Source organism: Metamycoplasma equirhinis, from assembly GCF_006385185.1.
GTDB classification, from domain to species: Bacteria; Bacillota_I; Bacilli_A; order Mycoplasmatales; family Metamycoplasmataceae; genus Metamycoplasma; species Metamycoplasma equirhinis.
Genome location: NZ_VFIX01000002.1, coordinates 16261 through 35898, shown reverse-complemented (window position 1 = coordinate 35898; position 19638 = coordinate 16261). Strand labels below are relative to the sequence as shown.

The following is a 19638-nucleotide window of genomic DNA, read 5'->3' as shown; positions in this document are numbered from 1 at the left end:
ATTTTATAAAATTTATTGATTAAGAATTTGAATTGAGTTATTTTCTAAATTAAGTTGAATTGTGTCTCCAACTGAAACAATTTCCGAAATTAAATATGTTGCAAATTTATTTTCGACGTTCTTTTGGATATATCTTTTAATTGGACGCGCGCCAAATGCTTCATCATAAGCATTATCAGCAATGAATTTTATAATTTCATCTTCATAAGCTACTTTTATATTGTAGCCATTTTCTATACGCCAAATAACCTTATCCAATTCTAATTTAACAATTTCATAAACAATTTCTTTCGAAAGTGAATTAAACACCACAATTTCATCAATTCTATTAATAAATTCTGGTTTCAAATGCTTTAATAATAAAGGACGCAATTTGTTTTCATCCAATTCTTTTTTTATTATTAATTCACTTCCGATATTGGAAGTCATGATTACTATTGTGTTTTTAAAATTTACTTTTTTGCCGTGACTATCAGTTAAGGTTCCACTGTCAAGTAATTGCAATAAAATATTTAACACATCGCTATGAGCTTTTTCAATTTCATCGAATAAAACAATTGAATATGGATTTTGTCTTACTTTTTCAGTTAATTGGCCGCCATCATCAAAACCAATATATCCTGGAGGCGAACCTATTAATTTAGAAACTGAATGTTTTTCCATATATTCTGACATATCAATTCTAACAATATGGTTTTCATTATCAAATAAAGCTTCAGCTAATGATTTTGCAAGTTCGGTTTTTCCAACTCCTGTTGGGCCCAAAAATAGAAATGAACCAATTGGTCTATTGGGATCGTTAATATTTGCTTTTGATCTTTGAATTGCTTCAGTAATTAATTTTATTGCTTGATTTTGTCCTTTAACTCTTTTTGTTAAAATCTTATCCAAATTTAAAAGTTTTTCTTTTTGAGTTTCAAGAAGTTTTGAAACCGGAATTTTTGTCCATTTGCTTACAATATCAGCCACTTCTTCAGCATCAACTGAATCCTTAATTAATCGATTTTTTCGACTTTGAATTTTCTTTTCTAGTTCGTCGCGTTTTTTACTTAATTCCGGCAAAAGTGCATACATTATTTTCGAAGCTTCAATGTATTTTCCTTCACCTTGTAAAAGCGGTAATTGTCTATTTAATTCTTCAATATTTTCCTTAATGGCAGCAAATTTTTGAATATCATCTTTTTCACTTTTTCAATTGTTTTCAATTGCTAATTTATCATTTTTTAACTTTTCTAGTATTTTATTTATTTCATTCACTCTTTGATGATTTTTTTGTGGCATTTGCTTCTCAGAATCGTTAATCAAGGCAACTTTCTCGATTTCAAGCTTAGCAATTTCATAATTAATTTTTTCAAGTGATTCAGGCAAATAATTCATTTCGGTTTTAATATTTGCAGCGGCTTCATCAATTAAATCTATTGCTTTATCAGGTAAGAATCGATCAGAAATATAGCGCGATGATAAATTAGCAGCAGCTACTAACGCCTCATCTTCAATTTTTACTTCATGATATGATTCAAATCTTTCTTTAACACCACGCAAAATTGTAATTGTGTCTTGAACTGATGGCTCTAAAATCATAACTTTTTGCATACGTCTTTCAAGAGCTGGATCTTTTTCAATATATTTGCGATATTCGTCTAGTGTTGTTGCACCAATTAAATGTAACTGTCCCCGCGCCATCATTGGCTTTAGCATATTAGCGGCATCAATATTACTTTCGCCGGTTTCGCCAGCTCCTACTATCATGTGAATTTCATCTATAAATAAAAGCACTTCGCCATTTGCTTTTTCAACAGCACTTAATATACCTTTTAGGCGTTCTTCAAATTGCCCACGATATTGTGTACCAGCAATTAAAGCTGCTATGTCAAGCTCAATTAATTGCTTACCCTTTAGATTTTCAGGAACTTGGTTTTCAACTATTTTTCGTGCTAAGCCTTCAACAATAGCTGTTTTGCCTGTTCCTGGTTCACCGACTAAAACAGGATTATTTTTTGTTTTACGGCTTAAAATTCTAACTAGAGAACGAATTTCTTCATCACGATTAATAACGGGTTCTAGTTTATTATTTAATGCTAATTCCGTTAAATTTCTACCGTATTTTTTTAAGTGATCTTCATTTTCAGAATTTGGTTGTCAAGTTGCTTGCATATTATCTCCATTTCAGTATCATTATACTATAATTTTAGCACTTGAATTAAAAGAGTGCTAAAAATATTTATTTGCCACTTGTTGTTAAATTATTTTTCGTATATATCTTAAATAAAAAATGTTCTATAATAATAGCGGTTATTCAATAACCGATTTTTGTAGAAATGAAAAAAATATTAAATAGAGAATTTTGAGTGGTTTTTACTACTTTAAACATTATTGCTTTAATGGGATACTTTGCTTTCTCATTTATTAGTTATGAAATAGTAACTGGACACATTATTGGGATCATAAGTTTTATTGTGTTTTTAATGTCAATAGTTATTCCCACAAATTTTATGTTTAATATTAAAAACGACGCTAAAAGTTCAAAAAAAATGAAAGCGTATGCTGTCATGCTTTTTTTAATTTTTAGTCTTTGCAATTTGCTAATAATCACACTAGCCGGATTAATAAATTATGGTGTATCAACTATCAAGGAAATCAAGATTACAATGATTTCACCAATTAATTTGTTTGTAATACCGACACCATATATAATTTTTTCAATCCAAACTTTAGTTGCATTTTTGAAAAATTATATTACTAACATTAAACTAAAACGAAGGGAGGAAAATGGACAAAATATTAAATCTTAATTGATGGGGAGCACCCGAAAATGACGCGCCAAATTACATAAATAATAATTTAATTTTTACAATGATTGCGTTAATTATCACTTGTTTTGTGCTCGCAATTTTAATTTACATCGCTGTTAAAAGGCAAAAAATTAATAAAGCACCTAATAAAAGTTTAGTTATTGTTGAAAGTGTGATTTTAATGGGAGATAAATTTATTAGTGACTCTCACGAAGGAAGATTTGATAAAGCAAATCCATATTTAATATCGTTATTTGCATTTTTCTTTTTTGGAAATGTGCTATCACTATTTGGATTTGCACCAATCGGTTCAAGTATTTCCGCAGTTTTAGGTGCAACAGCAGTTACATGAATTGGTACTATGAGCATTGGCATAATTTACAACAAATTTAAGCACATCATCAAATTATTAAATCCTCTGGAATTAGTATCAACTATTTCGCCGATCATCAGCTTGACATTTCGTATGTTTGGAAATGTATTGGGTGGACTTGTATTAATTACATTATCAACATTATTTTTAAATAATGTTTGGGCAAAAATTTTAGGCGTTAGTGCAGAAAGTGCTGCGGCACAAATCAACCCGTTTGGAGTTTTGATTTTACCCGCTTTTAACATTTATTTTGATATCTTTGGCGATTTAATTCAAGCTGGTGTCTTTATGGTTTTAACAATATCATATTGATTCCAAGCTTCTGAAACTTCTGTTAAGGAAAAACATAAAAACAAAATTAGAGAAATTAAAGAAACAATTGTTGAAAACAATAAGTTAGAAAGACAAAACGAAATAAAAATATAAAAAAGGAGTTAGATATGAACGAAAAAATAGAAACTTTAATAAACGCTTTTAATCCTGATAAAGCTTCAAAGGCAGCAGGAAATTACCCAATTGCTTATGGATTAACAATGTTAGGCGCAGGACTTGCTATTGCAGGCGCAGGAATTGTTTCCTTAGGACAAGGTATTGCAGTGGCAAAAGCTTGCGAAGCAATTGGAAGAAATCCTGAAGCAATCTCAAAAGTTCGGGGATTATTAATCCTTGGATTAGCTATTGTTGAAACAGCGTCAATTTATTGTTTAATTATTGCTTTATTATTAATCTTTGTTTAATACGAAAATATGAATAATTCAATAAACTACGATGTTAGCCAAGAACTAAATAAAGCATTTAGCGGATTAACATTTAATTGACCATATTTTGTATTTTCGCTAATTACATTAGGAATAATTGTTTTAATAATAACTTTTTTAGTGTACAAACCACTTAAGAAAATGATAAAAAAGCGCCAAGAATTTATCCAAAATAATATCGATGATTCAATTAAAGCCAAAGAAGATGCTTTAAAAATTCGCGAAGAAAATGATAAAAAAATTATGGATGCCAACTTGCAAGCAAATAACATAATTAATGCAGCTAAAAGCGAAAGTGAAAAAATTATTAATAGTGGCTCACAACAAGCTAAAAAGAAGGCTGAAATGATTATCAATCAAGCACAAATACTAATCAATAAAAAACAAGAAGAATTTAACAAAAAGCAAAAAAAATTAATTATGGAAAGTGCAATTAATATTTCTGAAAAAATTTTAAATCGCGAAATTAAGGATAGCGAAAATATCAAAATGATTAAAGAAGTATTAAATGAAGAAAATTAACAAATGGCAAATTTAAATGAGTTAATTTACAATTGATCTTTTGCGTTATTTGATTTAGCAAGAAACGAAACCAATTTAAATGCAATTGCTAACGAAGCAGCAAAAATTGTTAAGATAATCAAAAAAAACAAAAATTACTTAAGTTTGTTAAATTCATATGAAATCAACGATGAAGATAAATTTAACTTAGTGAATCAAACTTTTGGTAAATTTCATATATATATAGTTAATACAATAAAATTAGCAATTCGGCAACATACAATTAAATATTTAATTAGCATATTAAATAAATTTGTTGAACTTACTAATGAAAAAATGAATATTAAATATGGAATAATATTTACGACTTATCCACTAGAAAATAAAGACATTAAAAAATTTGAAATTAAACTTTCAAAAAAATTAAATGCTGATATTCATTTAACTAATGAAATTGATGAAAAATTAATTGGTGGAATAAAAATTAAAATTGATGATTTTTTAATTGATAATTCATTTTTTGGAAAACTTCAAAAAATGAGAAAGTTAGTAAATTAGAGAGGAGGAAATTATGGCTATGAAACCCACAGATATTTCCGCAATAATAAAATCACAGATAGCAAACTTTAACCAACATATTTCATACGACGAAATCGGAAAAGTAATTACTGTAGGCGATGGAATTGCACTTGTTAGTGGACTTACAAATGTTGAACATGGTGAACTTGTAAAATTCGAATGTGGTATTTTTGGAATGGCATTAAATCTTGAAGAAGACCTTGTCGGAATTGTTGTTATGGGTGATGACCGCAATATTGTTGAAAATAGTATTGTTACAAGAACACAACAAGTTATTTCTGTTCCTGTTGGCGACAAATTATTAGGGCGTGTAATTAATGCATTAGCTGAACCTATTGATGGTAAGGGAAAAATTGGATATGAAATAGTGAGACCAATATTTAAAATTGCACCAGGAGTAATGACTCGTAAGGAAGTTACCGAACCTTTACAAACAGGAATTTTAACCATTGATGCAATGATTCCAATTGGAAAAGGTCAACGTGAATTAATAATCGGTGATAGGCAAACTGGAAAAACCGCGATTGCAATTGATACAATACTAAATCAAAAGTATAAAAATGTGCATTGTATTTATGTTGCAATTGGTCAAAAAAATTCAACCATTGCACAAATTGTTGATCAATTAGATAAACATGATGCACTTTCATATACAACAATTATTACCGCATCAGCATCGGAAAGTGCTCCTCTTCAATATATAGCACCTTATACTGGAATTACAATTGCCGAAGAATGAATGGCAAAAGGTCAAGACGTTTTAATTGTGTATGATGACTTATCAAAACATGCTGTAGCATATCGCACACTATCGTTATTACTAAGAAGACCCCCTGGTCGTGAAGCTTATCCTGGAGATGTATTTTATTTACATTCACAATTACTTGAGCGTGCTGCTAGATTGAATGAAAACAATGGGGGCGGATCAATAACTGCTTTGCCGATTATTGAAACTCAGGCAGAAGATATTGCTGCTTACATTCCTACAAATGTTATTTCAATAACAGATGGTCAAATATTTACTAAAGAATCGTTATTTAACTCAGGCCAAAGACCTGCTATTGATATTGGCTATTCAGTTAGTCGTGTTGGTTCCGCTGCTCAAACTAAATTGATGAAGAAAATTGTTTCAAGTTTAAAACTAGAATTAGCACAATATAACGAAATGTTATCATTTGCTCAATTTGGAAGTGATCTAGATCAAGCAACTAGAAACGTTTTAGATCATGGTGCTAAAGTATATGAAATTCTTAAACAACCACAATATTCACCATATTCTAATCTAGAACAAATTATAATTTTATTTGCTACGAAATATCGTTTAATTAATACCATTCCTAAAAAAGAATTATCAAAATATATTAATAACTTATTAACATATTTTAAAATCAATCCTAAGGCTACAAAAATTGCTAGTGAATTAAACGAATCACTAGATTGAAACAATTCAATTATTGAAAAAATTTACGATATTATAATTAAATTTAATGAGGAATTCATTAAAAATATACCTTCTTATAATAAAGATCAATATCTTGAAGTTCCGGAATTGCCATGGAGAGCTTGCAAAAAATAAAACATCGAATTTATTCGGTTAATTCCACTAAAAAAATTACAAAGGCAATGCAATTAGTTGCGGCTGCGAAATTTAGTAAAATAAAACGAAAACAAAATGATGTTGAAGCTTATTATAAAAGCGTTAAATATTTATTTATTAATTTAGTTAAAAATATCGACCAAGATATCGATAAATTGTTAAACGAGAGCGCATACAAGTTCGCTGCTAAAAGAAATCTTTACATAGTTTTTGGAAGTGATTTAGGACTATGTGGATCATATAACTCAGAAATGTTTAAAAAAATAAAGGCAGAAGTTAAAACTGAAGATATGCTAATAGTTATTGGCAATAAATTACTTTCTTTAATTCAACGCGATAAAACATTTCATATAATTCAAACATTAATACAGATCGGCGATGATCCCTCATATGATATTGCCAAAATAATATCAACTAAAATTTACGATGTTTTGCAAATTTCTTTGCTTAAATCCGTAAAACTAATTTATACAAATTATGTAAACCCAATAAACACTACGCCAATAGTTAAGGAAATTTTTCCAATCTCGAATGAAAAAATTACTGAAGAGTCGGAAGAATTACAAAATGAAATTGATTCAAGCAGTTTTGAACCTAATGCAGAAGAAATATTAAAAAACTCTTTTGCCTTATTTTTTGAAGCATCCATTTATAACGCTTTGATGCATGCAAAATTATCGGAAATGAGCCAACGGAGAACCGCTATGGAAACAGCTTCTGATAATGCAGAAGACCTAATTTCTGATTTACATATTGAATATAATGGTTCAAGACAAGCAAAAATTACTCAAGAATTAACGGAAATTGTTAATGGTTCAAATTCATAAAGGAAGGAAATATTAATGACTAATAAAACAGAAAATAAAAAAGCATATGTGTCTTCTAATAATGTAACAAAAAAACCTAATTACGGTGTTATTACTCAAATTTTAGGTTCGGTTGTTGATGTTAGATTCGATGAAGGCAAAAGCCCAAAAATACTAAATGCATTAAAAGTTGTCGATGCTGACAGCAAAAAATGTGGTGAGCAAATTTTAGAAGTCGCTCAACACATTGGTAATGAAACAGTTAGAACCATTGCAATGAATTTAACAATAGGATTAAAAAGAGGAATGCGTGTGCTGGATTTAAATTCGCCAATTGTTGCGCCAGTTGGTAAAAATGTTTTATCTAGAATGTTCAATGTTTTAGGCGAACCTATTGACCTACTAGGTGGAGAGTTTAATGAAAAAATGCCAATTCATAGAGCTGCACCAAATTATGAAGAACAAAAATCAACTTTAGAAATTTTTGAAACCGGCATCAAAGTAATTGACTTATTAATTCCATATATAAAAGGTGGAAAAATTGGTTTATTTGGTGGAGCCGGCGTTGGAAAAACTGTCTTAATTCAAGAGTTAATTAATAATATTGCTAAGGAACATGGCGGTCTATCTGTTTTTGCCGGTGTAGGCGAACGTACTCGTGAAGGAAATGATTTATATCATGAAATGAAAGCGAGTGGAGTTTTAAATAAAACCGCATTAGTATTTGGACAAATGAATGAGCCTCCCGGAGCTAGAATGCGTGCGCCTTACACAGCTTTAACTATGGCTGAATATTTCAGAGACACAATGGGTCAAGATGTACTTTTATTTATCGATAATATTTTTAGATTTACTCAGGCCGGATCAGAGGTCTCGGCATTGCTAGGACGTATGCCATCAGCAGTTGGATATCAACCAACTCTTGCTGTTGAAATGGGACAATTGCAAGAGAGAATAACATCAACAAACAAAGGGGCTATTACTTCCGTTCAAGCTGTTTATGTTCCTGCTGATGATTTGACTGACCCTGCTCCTGCCACCACTTTTACTCACCTTGATGCTAAAACAGTATTAGATCGTGACATAGCTGCACTTGGTATTTATCCAGCAATTGACCCATTAGGCTCAAATTCAAGAATGATGGATCCAAATATAATTGGTTTAGAACATTATAGTACAGCTCGAGCAGTGCAAAATATTTTGCAGAGATTTAAGGAATTGCAAGACATAATCGCAATTCTTGGAATGCACGAATTAAGCGAAGAAGATAAAAAAGTTGTCGCTAGAGCAAGAAGAATTAGAAACTTTTTATCACAACCTTTTTTTGTTGCTGAAAAATTTTCAGGCATCAAAGGTAGATATATCAAAATTGAGGATACAATTCGCTCATTTAAAGAAATTTTAAGTGGAAAATATGATGAGTTGCCAGAAGAAGCATTTTTATATGTCGGTACAATTGAAGACGTTGTCGCTAAGGCACAAAAACTTGGCATAGAAATGAGCAAAAATTAGAAATGGCTGATAAAAATATCCGCGTTGTTATCACTACTCCTTATGGTACATTTTTAGATATGGAAACTCCAATTTGTACTTTTAGAGCTAACTCTGGAGAAATCGGTATTATGGCCGATGCAACCCAATTTATGACAGCGATTATTCCGTCAAAAATATATATTAATTCTAAAAATTCGCCAGACGTAAAAGAATATTATATTGATAGAGGAATGGCTTATTTCAATAATAATTTATTAACGCTTATCACTAATAAAATTAGCAAAAATCCTTTAGAAAACGAAAAAGATATTTTTGCTAAAAAAGAAACAAAATATCGCCTAATTGAAGAACTTATTCTTAAAAAGAAAATCGCTGAAAGCAATAAAAATTAAATTAAAAAACAGAGACTCATAATATGCTTTCTGTTTTTATTTTTTAGAAATTTGCATTTCTTTTTTAGCAGCAAAAGACTCCCCATCTAATTGCATAAGTTTTATATCGTCACATTTTACGTAAATATTCTGACCAATTAATTCGGTTACCGCTTTTTTATATTTTAAATGTCTCCCAGTATAAACGCTAGTTAATAGTAGAGGTAAAACTCTTTTAGAAATTTTGTGAATTACTATAACTGATAGTTGATCCGAAAGTCGATTAGCATTTGGTGCAATTTTCATGCCGCCGCCATAGTAGCAACCATTCATTATTGAAACAAGTCAGACTTTTTCAAAATTATATTCTTTACCATCAATAATAATTTGGCAATTTTCATATGTTCGAAAATTTTTAAAAGCACGAATTGTTTCAATAAAAAATGAAGCAAAACCCTTTTTAGCCTTTTTTGTATTAACATAATTAGCTATATATGCATCTAAACCAAAACCAATGCCATTGATAAAGGCACGTTCATGTGAATTATTTAAAACAATAGTCGGCAGTTTCTTAAAATATGGATTAATCAAAAAGTAACGTTTTTTTATAATTTTTGTACCCGGTATTTTACTTAAATCACGTAAAAAATCATTGCCTGTTCCGGCGCGATAAGCGTAAATTTTTGGTAAATTTTCAATACTGTGAATTTTATTAATAATGTGAGTTAATGTACCGTCACCGCCAATAATTAAAACTATATCTTCGGTTTCGCTAAGTGACTTAATTAATTTATTGGGATCTGCTATTTTTGATATGTCGCGAATTTCAACACCTTCAGTTTGAAAAATTGAAATTGATTTTGCAACAATACGATAAATTTTAGATTGTCGAGAACCTGATTTTGATAATGAATTAAAAAAAATATATAGCATTATGTTAAAAATTATAACAAAAGGTATGTTTTAAAGAAAGCATACCCTTATTTTTGTCTATTTTTCATAATCTTGTAAACGAATTAATGCGTTTATGTAAATTTCTAGTGATTCTTTAATTTCTTTAAAAGTGAAATATTCATTGGGACCGTGCATTAAGTGCATATATTTTGTTGACCCAAAAGCGACACATGTGTCGATCAATCTAGCATAAGTTCCGCCGCCAATTGCTAGTGGTTTTTCATTTGTATTCATTCCCTCATTGAATGTTTGCATTAATATTTGTACCAATTTGGATTCTCTATCAATATATTTTGGAACTTTTGAGTTAATTAATGTTGAATAAACATTATTTCCAAATTTTCTCAAATAATTATTCAAATCCAATGTGACATTTTCAATACTATGAGTGACAGGAACACGCAAATCAAATGACAAAACATGTTCAGATTCAGTAGTTTTTATCATGCCTAAGTTAGCCGACAAATTGCCCGAGAAATCTTTATAATCATTAAAAATATGTTTTAGTTCGTAATTTTCTTCTGGAAAATTTTCAAAAATAAATTTAAACATTTTTTCATCAAGCAATTCTTTACTTTGACTTGCTAATAATTTGATTGTCTTAATTATCGCGTTATCGCCTTTTTCAGGCGTTGAACCATGACCGCCTATGCCTTTTACAATTGCTTTAGCTTTTTTATATTCATATTCTGCGGAATCAGGAATTTGATTAACAACATCGCCAGCTTTAATAAATAAATTCTTTATACGTGGAAATGAAATATCAACATGATAAACCATTTTTTCAGCGTAAATAAGTGGTCATTCACCGTCAGGTGTATATGAAATATATGGGTCGCCGAAATCTTTTAAATAGTACTTCATTGATTGCATTGTTGTTTCTTCAGCAATTCCAAATACTAAACGAATTTTTCATTCATCACCCAGCAAATTATTATCTAAAATATATTTCATTGCATACATATTAATAATAACTGGTCCTTTATCATCTAAGCTACCGCGACAAATTAATTCATTTTCAGTAATAACTGGAACAAACGCGCTTGTTTTTCATTGCGATTCATCGCCAGCTGGAACAACATCAAGGTGACCTAAAATACCAATGATTTTTTCGCCACTACCAATTTCGGCAAATCCATAACGATTTAATGGATCTTTAAAAACATTAAATCCAAATTTTTTAGATAAATCTAAGGCATATTCTAAGGCGCTATCAGTGTCTTTTCCAAACGGAAATTTTGAATCATTTTCAATACTTATAGAAGGAATGGCACATAAATTAGCCATATGTTTTATCATTTCTTCAAATTCATTTGTGTTTTGATTATATTTGACATATTTTTTCATTATTTATTCTCTTTCTTGTTTAATTATAGACTTAAACGTCTATAACTATAAAAGATAGTTAAATTTAATAAACTAAGCTTTTTTGAAAATTCCTATAAAATTGCGATAAAAAATATTGTTTTACTAATATTTATAGTTAAAAAATGCACAAATATTACAATATTTGATTTATGTTGCTTTATGGTGTATAATTGTGCCACTATGAAAAAGAAACTATTTAAATCATTATTTATACTATGGGGAGCTATGCCAATTTTATTAAGCTCATCATGTGTTATCGGTAGAAAAAACCAGAACCCAAATAATGAAAAAGAAAATGAAAACAATAAGCCAAAAGATGAAAATAAGGAAAAAGAAAATCCAAAAGATCAGGGTCAAGAACCTAAAAAGCCTGAAATTGAAGATATCAATGTTCATTTAAGTAACATTAGCATTAGACTAAAAACAAACAAAAAAGCATCAGAAGTTACAAAAGATGACTTAATTTTCGATAAATTAGATACAACTAAATATGAAGTTACTGATTTGCAGTTAAAAGTTAATGGCAATATTTTAACCGTAACTTTTAAAATTAAAGATAAAACTTCACTAAAAGTTTCAAGCGAAAAATCAATTACATTAAATAATTTGGAACACAAACAAACTGAAGAAGAAATTTTAAATGAATTAGCAAAAAAAGTAACTGCCGATGTTGAAAACAAAAGCAATAAGTTAGCATCATCAATAACTGAAAGTGACTTAAAATTTACTAACATTCCAACTGAACATGAAATTATCAATATCAAACTTACTAAATATAGCTTTAGTATTGAAGTTACTTTTTCATTAAAAAACAAAAAGAATAATAAAATATCACAAGAAACTAAAATTGTTATCAACGGCTTTAAATGAGAAAATAATCCTAACCCAAACGGAAAATTTGATGGAAGTCAATATTACGAAAAAAGTAAACATCCTGATCTTTTCAGATCAGAACATTTGTTTACTCATGAAGAATTAGCAAAAAATTCTATTCTTGAATTACAAATGCAAACCCCACTATACAAAGTAAAATTTAACAACTTCAAATGAATTTTAAGAAATTACCAAACAAATGGTATGGACTTTTTAAATAGACCTGCTGATTTTCAAATGTCGGCTAAATTCTTTGAAGAATTGCAAGATGTTGGTATTTTCGGCGACGAAGGAACAACTGATGAAGAAAAATTAAGATTTTTTAATCCTCAACTTTCTTCTGAATTTATCACTCAACAAAAATATCTAGAAAAATTTGAAAATTCTGAATCGTCTTCTTATATCAATGGAAATGAAATATTTGAAAAAATTAATAAAATTATATTGGAAAATAAATTTGGTTTTCTTCCATCAAATTTAAGTCAGCTATTTTATTGAATGAAATTAGATGAAATAGCAAAGATCTTCAATATTACAAATTTAAATAATATTCAAGCCAATTTTAATGATAAAGAGGGAAAAATTGACTTTTTATTAACAGACTCTTCTAACCAAAAATATATATTTAAATTTGATAAAAATAATCTTTCGAACCTTAAAAAGGATGACGACTTTTATGATTATATATATCAAAGAAGTTTTAATGTGCAAGCATATTTATGAAAATGAGTTCACGAAGGTTTTGATCCTGATTGACACATTCGCCAAGAATTTCCAGGCGCAACAGCTTGATTAGTAGATAGAATTGTAGATGAAGAAAAAGAAAAGAAAGATACTTACACATTTTTAGCAGCCACAAATATTCACGTTTTGAACTGAGTGGAAAATTATGATAAATCCAAATACTTTTCTAATGATGAACTATTTTTAAAATATGATGCTTCAAAAATAAAAAATATTTTATCGGCTGGTTGAAATGGCGGTTTGGCAACTCATAGTTTAGGAAATGATCCAAAAAATTATGCAGATAATGATACGATTTTCCATCATTGATTGCCCGATGGGAAAAGAAGCTATAATAGATTAGTAAGAAAAGATGAAAAAAATTATGCTGCTTATTTGCACTACAAGAAAAGCAATGATGAAAATTCAGTAGATGCAACCGGAAAACCAACACAAAGATTAGGTTATACTAATATTGCAAAAACATATAATGATATTTTTTGATATACTCCAAGATTTAAATCATCGGGAATTCAATTTGAACAAGTTGATTATGAAAAAATGTATTTTAATAACTTTGATGCATCAACAAGAATTGGCTCAACTAACAATGGGGGGATGGATCTTGTATTATTTAAAATAGAAATAAACAAAAATATGATTCAAAAATTATTTCCCGAATTACACAAAATATTAGGAACGCCTAAAGAAAAAGATTGATATGTTGGAGTAGGAAATGATGAAAAATTTTCAGCTTATCAAACACAATTCTTGGCTGGATTCCCTTATGATTATGATGTTAGTGAATTTAAATTTAAAGGACAAAAATCTGTTGGCGGTACAATATTGACTAAAAATAGAAAATTAAGTGTTGACCCTTATGTACAAGCATTATGAGTTAAATACAACGAGCAAGAAAATAAAGATTGAAACTCGCTAAATGATAAATGGAAGGATTATGTTGAACCTTTCCGTGATGATCATCTTCATGGTATGAAAAAAGAAGTATTGGTTCAATCATCAATTTTAAGAACATATGTTCCAAATCATCATGATCTTTTAACTGGTGGAGCTAGCGGTTCAATGGCTATTGATAGTAAATTCAATTTGATTGGTATTACTTTTCTTGAATCAGAATCTTCAGAACAAGAAGGTGGAAAAGCAAAATATGTTTCTAATGGAATCGGATTACTTAATTCGCATACCCAATATGAAAATTTTTCAGGCAACATTCGCGAAGACATATTAAAGAAATTGAAAAATGAAAATCTTAAAACAGTTAAATTAAATAATAATTAAAATGCATTGTAATACAAAGTGCAACACTTGAATAAAGTGTTTGCATTTTTATATAATAAAATTTTTAAAAGAACTAAAATATGCATAAGTAGTAGTTGTTGAAATTCTAAAGTTTTAAAAAACGCAAAGCATGCTATTGCGCTTTGCATTATTTTTTAGATTGGCTATATAAATTTTTGTGAAGCTGTAATATTTTGAACTTGTCGAGTTAATAAATTTTCAATTTCGCAATTTGCATTTAATTTATTTAAAATGCAATATTTATCAAATATTTTTTTAAACAAATAATAGTTTGTCGTTATTTGAAGTTTTCGGTATTGAGTTAACTGCCTTAGTAATAAATAGTAATCAACATTATTTTTATTAAATATTATTTCAATTTGGTTGTGTTCAATTATTTTAATATTGACATTTTGTAAATTTAATGGCGAAATATTTTCGGCTGCAATAAAAACAAATGGATCTAACTGCAACTTAAGTTATTCATTTATTTCTTCAATCTTAGAATTTGAAAATTCCGTTATAACATTTTCCTCATTAAACAAAAGCAAAAATTTTTACTTAGAAACCAACTTAACTGCAACACCTTTGTTACGAAACACAAAAGTATCATCATTTTCGAAAAGCACTTTAACAAGTTCAGGATAATCAATTAACGGATTGCGGTTTTTTTGATGCTTATATATTCCATTGTTTCTATCTAAATCAAATTGTGAAATACTATCTTTATAATTTCATGCTAATAGTGTTATTAGGAATGCTTTTTTAATTGTTTCTTTGCCATTTTGTTTCTGAAAAATTCTACTTGCTTGAGAATTTTGTTCTAAATTTTTATCGCCGTATGTAAATACAAAATATAAATAAGCTCTAGCAACGTCGCCTTTGAATTCATTTATTGGTTCACATACCTTCTGTCCATCTTCATTTGATAAGCCTATTTTTGTGCCGTTTTTAGAAATATATCTCACTTCTTTTACGGTTCCATATGGATAATTTGAATGCACTTCATTGACTTTTTTATCTGTTGGCCAAACATGATGCGCATCATTTCTCATCATATCTTCTTTTGCGAATCATGATTGAGGAACTAAATGTTCACGATTCATTCCTTTGCCTTCTGTATTACCTGTATCCTGAAAATTTCCGTGATAGAAAACAAAAGGATCATCTCCATTTGGATTTTCTCCATAAATATCTAAAACTGAATTATCTTTTTCGTAATATTTGTCTAAAAAAGCATCTTTATAAGTTTTAAATAAATCGCCATATCCTAGACTAGTGTATCGATTATTGGCCTGTATTTTAAATAATTTATTGCGAAGTTCTTGGCCGCTTAAACCATCAAGCGACTTATAAAAATCATTAGAATTATCATATTCCAAACGGTGATCATTATCTAATGTTGGTGCTTGCCCGGCAAAAGGCGTCGTATCATCAATTTTAGGTGTTTCTTCTTCGTTGGGATTAGGATTAGGTGTAGAATTAAAATCAATTACTATACTTGAAATATTTTTCTCTTTTGCTATTAAGTTATTGCCGCTCTTGTCAAATTTGGCAATTTTGTATTCAACAATTAACTTGTTTTCATTTTTATCGTAACTTCATTCTAATTTTGAATTTAATTTATTTTCTTTTTGAGGTTCTAGAGCCGAAACTAATTGATAGTTTTGGGGTAAAGTTACTTTTATTGACATACAATAATTCAATTTTTCTCAATTCCTTTTACCTTTTGGGTTTTGTTTAGAAAAAGCCAACTGATTTTTTTTATACGAAAAATATAAATTTTTGGAATTATTTATTGCTGATTTTATTTCTTCCTGAGCATTGAAATTTAACGAGATTATATTATTAGCATATTTGGCTCAAACATCTAAATTTTCCTGTGCTGATAAATTGCCGTCATTTTCAGGCATCTTATGTAGCGAATCATTTTCTTTTTGGTTTTGTTCATTATCCTTTTTTGAATCTTCATTCTTTTTATCTAAAATTTTATCTTCTAAAAATTTCTTTGTATTTTGACAGCGTGAAGCCATGAAAATAGGCAATGGCATTGTAGTAATTAACCCTAATGTTAAGAGCATTTTTTTAAATTTCATTTTTTTTCTCCTTTAGTATTAGAATTGTACAAAATAAAAAGGAAAAGAATTGATAATTCTTTCCTTTCGTTTGCTTATTTCAATTATTTTCCTTGAGCTGCTTGTTTTTGAGCTCTTCTAGCATCTCTAGCTTTTTCAAGTGCTAATTTATGTTGTCTTTTTTCAGCTTTAACTTTATTAGCTAATCTAACATCTTTTCTCATAGACTGCTCCTTTATCAACAATGTTGTAAATAATTATTCAATTATATCTATTTTTTCTTAATTTGCTTTACTTTTTCTAGCAAATCGTCAACATTTATTTCATCTAAGGCTTGCATTTTTTCTTTAAAAGTTAGTTTACTTTCTTTGCGTTCATTAATTTGGCTTTTTTCATTATTTTCAATATCTGCTTCAACAAAATCAGGATCAAAAAGTGTAACTTGTTCAATATCTTGATATTCCTTGTCTTCTTGTTTTACTGGCAATTGATAGTATCTTTTCAAAAGTGAAGTTTCAACTGTTAAAGAATAGTCTTTATCCGATTCTTTTTGACGCAAAAATTCGTTACTAATTTCTAGTTGTGATTCTAAATCAGGGTCTTTTAATTCATTGATTTTAATATGTTGGATTAGAGAACCCGAGTTTTCAAAATCATATGTGAGTTTTATTAATTTGTCACCTTTAGTACGATCTTTTTTAAGATCCTCTAATTCCAATTGCATTAGTTCATTTGATTTATTTGTATAAAATAGTTCTAAGTTAGTTGTTTTAACTTCAAATGATGTTGGAGTTAAATTTACGTTTTTTAATATATTAAATAATTTAGAGCCGCGGCCTCATCTTTGCACAGTAGGAATTTCGCGCATATTCCATTGTTTTGCGTAACCTGATTCGGTTAATAAAATAACCGAATTAATTACTAAAGTGGTTGCGAATGCAGAAACGAAAACTTTATCTTTAGTTTGCAATTTTGGAAATAGTTTTATGCCTTGTGCTTTTAAAGCTAAAGAACTATTAAAAATCGATTCGTTTATTAGATAATAACAACCATTATTTAATAAAACAAAAATGTCTTTTTCGCCATTTCCAATCTTAGCATCAATAAGTTCATCATCTAAATTCTTAAAAGCCATACAAGTACGTTTTTTTGAAATTAATTTATTATTAAATTCTGATATTTTAACTTTTTTTCCAAAACCATATTTAGAAATTAAGACAATTTCAATATAACTATCAAATGAAGTAATTTCCATTACACGAATAATTCTTTCATCTGATTCAAGTGAATTATATGATGAAATATGATCGCCGAGTTCTTTTCAAGAATTATCTCGCAATGAATGAGCTTCTATTATAAAAAAGTTTCCCAAATTCGTAAAGAAAATTAATTTTGAAAGTGAATTAATTTTGTCATAGTATTGTAATGAATCATTTTCTTTTAATTTATAAGTACTAAATTCATTAGAATTAAACATTTTAAGGCTAATTTTTTTAATATAGCCTTGTTGCGAAATAAAGAAATAAAAATCTTCATTTTTCGTAAGTAGTTTATGGTCAACTTCAGTTTTTAATTTATCTAATGAAATCTCGGTTTTTCTAGCCGCTCCATATTCTTTTTTAATTTCATTTAGTTGACTAATTATGAATTTATCAAATTCGCGTGAATCGTTTAGAAGTAAATTGCAACGAGCGATATTCTTTTCAAGCTCAAGTTTTTCTTCTTGAAATTCGATTTGATCCATTCGTGATAATTTATATAATCTCAATTCAGCAATTGCAGTTGCTTGAATTTCGCTAAACTCAAAATGTGCCATTAAAGCGGCAATAACACCTTTTTTCGAATTATCACTATCTTTAATAACTTTGATAACTTTATCAGATATTTCAGCGACTTTGATAAATCCTTCAACAATTTCGTGTCTTAATTTATATTTTTGTAAATCGTATTTAATTCCGTTTGTGTTTACTGCTTTTAAATGTTGCAAATAGGTTATTAAAGCGGATTCTAAAGTTAATAAACAAGGTGCATTATTATCAATTGCGACCATATTATAGTTATAACTAATACGTAAATCGGTTTTATTCATTAAATAAGTAATTATTGCTTGTGGATTTGAATCTTCTTCAAGTTCCAGCATTATTGAAATACCATTACGATCGGATTCATCACGCACTTCTTTAATTCCTGCAATAACTTTATCTATTGCGATTGTGTCAATATCAGCAACTAATTTTGATTTAACAACACCAAAAGGAATTTCCGTAATTTCAATCGCGGTAATTTTGTTGCTTTTATTGTAAACAAAATTGTATTTTGAAGAAAGCCAGATTTTTCCTTGTCCGGTTCTAAGCGCATCTTCAATGCCGGATAGCCCATGAACTATTCCGCCAGTTGGAAAATCGGGTCCTTTTACAATTTGCAACAATTCTTCTATTTTTGTAGTTGGTTCTTTTATCAATTGAATAATCGCATCAATTATTTCATTTAAATTGTGAGGAGGAATTTCGGTCGCAAATCCCGCAGCAATACCTTTTGCACCATTTATTAGTAAGTTAGGAAATAACGAAGGCAAAACAATCGGTTCGTATTCTGAGTCATCAAAGTTAGGTGCCAATGGCACAACATTACGATCCAAATCTTTAAGCATTAATTCGCTAATTTTTTCAAGTCGGGATTCAGTATAACGCATTGCGGCAGCTGGATCATCATCAATTGAACCTTTATTACCGTGCATTTCAATTAATGGATAGTTACTTTTTCATTCTTGACACATTCTGACTAGTGCTTCATATACCGAAGAATCACCGTGAGGGTGATATCTACCAATTACATCACCAACAATGCGGGCCGATTTTTTAAATGGTTCTTTATTTTTTAGTTTTAAATTTCACATTGCATACAAAATTCTTCTTTGAACTGGCTTTAATCCATCGCGTGAATCAGGAATAGCCCTTTGTTGAATAATGTATTTTGAGTATTTTCCAAAACGGTCGCTCATTATATCAACCATGTTTTTTTCAATAACATTTTGCATTATTTTTTCTAGTTCTTCTCGTTTATTTTTATTCATAT

Annotated in this window: 16 protein-coding genes; 10 read left to right on the top strand and 6 right to left on the bottom strand. The window is 29.0% G+C overall.

What is annotated here, in order from left to right:
- Nucleotides 1–12: 12 nt before the first annotated feature.
- Nucleotides 13–2154: an ATP-dependent Clp protease ATP-binding subunit gene (locus FJM08_RS07325; RefSeq protein ID WP_140031317.1), complete on the bottom strand. Its 2142-nt coding sequence runs from the start codon at nucleotides 2152–2154 to the stop codon at nucleotides 13–15.
- A gap of 164 nt (nucleotides 2155–2318) precedes the next feature.
- Here FJM08_RS07325 and FJM08_RS00780 point away from each other — a divergent pair, with 164 nt between their 5' ends.
- Genes FJM08_RS00780 through FJM08_RS00740 form a run of 9 tightly spaced genes read left to right on the top strand, consistent with a single transcriptional unit; the run spans nucleotide 2319 to nucleotide 9292 of the window.
- On the top strand, nucleotides 2319–2792 hold the full coding sequence (locus tag FJM08_RS00780) for a hypothetical protein (RefSeq protein ID WP_140031316.1): 474 nt from the start codon (nucleotides 2319–2321) through the stop codon (nucleotides 2790–2792).
- Complete coding sequence (locus tag FJM08_RS00775) at nucleotides 2770–3591, top strand: F0F1 ATP synthase subunit A (RefSeq protein ID WP_140031315.1); 822 nt, start codon at nucleotides 2770–2772, stop codon at nucleotides 3589–3591. The genes FJM08_RS00780 and FJM08_RS00775 overlap by 23 nt, the downstream gene beginning before the upstream one ends.
- A 14-nt stretch (nucleotides 3592–3605) precedes the next feature.
- Nucleotides 3606–3902 (top strand): ATP synthase subunit C-like protein, encoded by a 297-nt coding sequence (locus tag FJM08_RS00770; protein WP_140031314.1) that lies wholly within the window; start codon nucleotides 3606–3608, stop codon nucleotides 3900–3902.
- A gap of 9 nt (nucleotides 3903–3911) precedes the next feature.
- Nucleotides 3912–4445: a F0F1 ATP synthase subunit B gene (locus FJM08_RS00765; protein ID WP_140031313.1), complete on the top strand. Its 534-nt coding sequence runs from the start codon at nucleotides 3912–3914 to the stop codon at nucleotides 4443–4445.
- Nucleotides 4446–4448: 3 nt separating this feature from the next.
- A complete protein-coding gene (locus tag FJM08_RS00760) occupies nucleotides 4449–4982 on the top strand; it encodes a F0F1 ATP synthase subunit delta (protein ID WP_140031312.1) in 534 nt (177 codons plus the stop codon).
- A 13-nt stretch (nucleotides 4983–4995) separates the two neighbouring features.
- The gene (gene atpA / locus FJM08_RS07320; RefSeq protein WP_140031311.1) at nucleotides 4996–6579 is read left to right on the top strand and encodes a F0F1 ATP synthase subunit alpha; all 1584 of its coding nucleotides are present in this window, start codon (nucleotides 4996–4998) and stop codon (nucleotides 6577–6579) included.
- Entirely contained in the window at nucleotides 6558–7427 is an 870-nt protein-coding gene (gene atpG / locus FJM08_RS00750; protein ID WP_140031310.1) for an ATP synthase F1 subunit gamma, read from the top strand. Before atpA ends, atpG begins: the two co-directional genes overlap by 22 nt.
- A gap of 15 nt (nucleotides 7428–7442) precedes the next feature.
- The gene (atpD, locus tag FJM08_RS00745; RefSeq protein WP_140031309.1) at nucleotides 7443–8918 is read left to right on the top strand and encodes a F0F1 ATP synthase subunit beta; all 1476 of its coding nucleotides are present in this window, start codon (nucleotides 7443–7445) and stop codon (nucleotides 8916–8918) included.
- A gap of 2 nt (nucleotides 8919–8920) precedes the next feature.
- The gene (locus tag FJM08_RS00740) at nucleotides 8921–9292 is read left to right on the top strand and encodes a F0F1 ATP synthase subunit epsilon (protein WP_140031308.1); all 372 of its coding nucleotides are present in this window, start codon (nucleotides 8921–8923) and stop codon (nucleotides 9290–9292) included.
- A 36-nt stretch (nucleotides 9293–9328) separates the two neighbouring features.
- Here the strand turns inward: FJM08_RS00740 and FJM08_RS00735 are convergent, their stop codons facing one another.
- A complete protein-coding gene (locus FJM08_RS00735; protein ID WP_140031307.1) occupies nucleotides 9329–10204 on the bottom strand; it encodes a diacylglycerol/lipid kinase family protein in 876 nt (291 codons plus the stop codon).
- Nucleotides 10205–10261: 57 nt separating this feature from the next.
- Nucleotides 10262–11572 (bottom strand): M20/M25/M40 family metallo-hydrolase, encoded by a 1311-nt coding sequence (locus FJM08_RS07315; RefSeq protein ID WP_140031306.1) that lies wholly within the window; start codon nucleotides 11570–11572, stop codon nucleotides 10262–10264.
- Nucleotides 11573–11773: 201 nt separating this feature from the next.
- Between FJM08_RS07315 and FJM08_RS07310 the strand changes: the two genes are divergently transcribed.
- Complete coding sequence (locus FJM08_RS07310; protein WP_140031305.1) at nucleotides 11774–14488, top strand: MAG2960 family serine endopeptidase lipoprotein; 2715 nt, start codon at nucleotides 11774–11776, stop codon at nucleotides 14486–14488.
- A gap of 164 nt (nucleotides 14489–14652) precedes the next feature.
- Here the strand turns inward: FJM08_RS07310 and FJM08_RS00720 are convergent, their stop codons facing one another.
- From FJM08_RS00720 to FJM08_RS07300, 3 genes are all read right to left on the bottom strand, one after another.
- Nucleotides 14653–14961 (bottom strand): hypothetical protein, encoded by a 309-nt coding sequence (locus tag FJM08_RS00720; RefSeq protein ID WP_140031304.1) that lies wholly within the window; start codon nucleotides 14959–14961, stop codon nucleotides 14653–14655.
- Between the two features lie 84 nt (nucleotides 14962–15045).
- Nucleotides 15046–16584 carry an endonuclease gene (locus FJM08_RS07305; protein WP_140031303.1) on the bottom strand — a complete coding sequence of 513 codons (1539 nt, stop codon included), beginning with the start codon at nucleotides 16582–16584 and terminating at the stop codon, nucleotides 15046–15048.
- A gap of 250 nt (nucleotides 16585–16834) precedes the next feature.
- A complete protein-coding gene (locus tag FJM08_RS07300; protein ID WP_140031302.1) occupies nucleotides 16835–19636 on the bottom strand; it encodes a DNA topoisomerase (ATP-hydrolyzing) in 2802 nt (933 codons plus the stop codon).
- Between the last annotated feature and the right edge of the window lie 2 nt (nucleotides 19637–19638).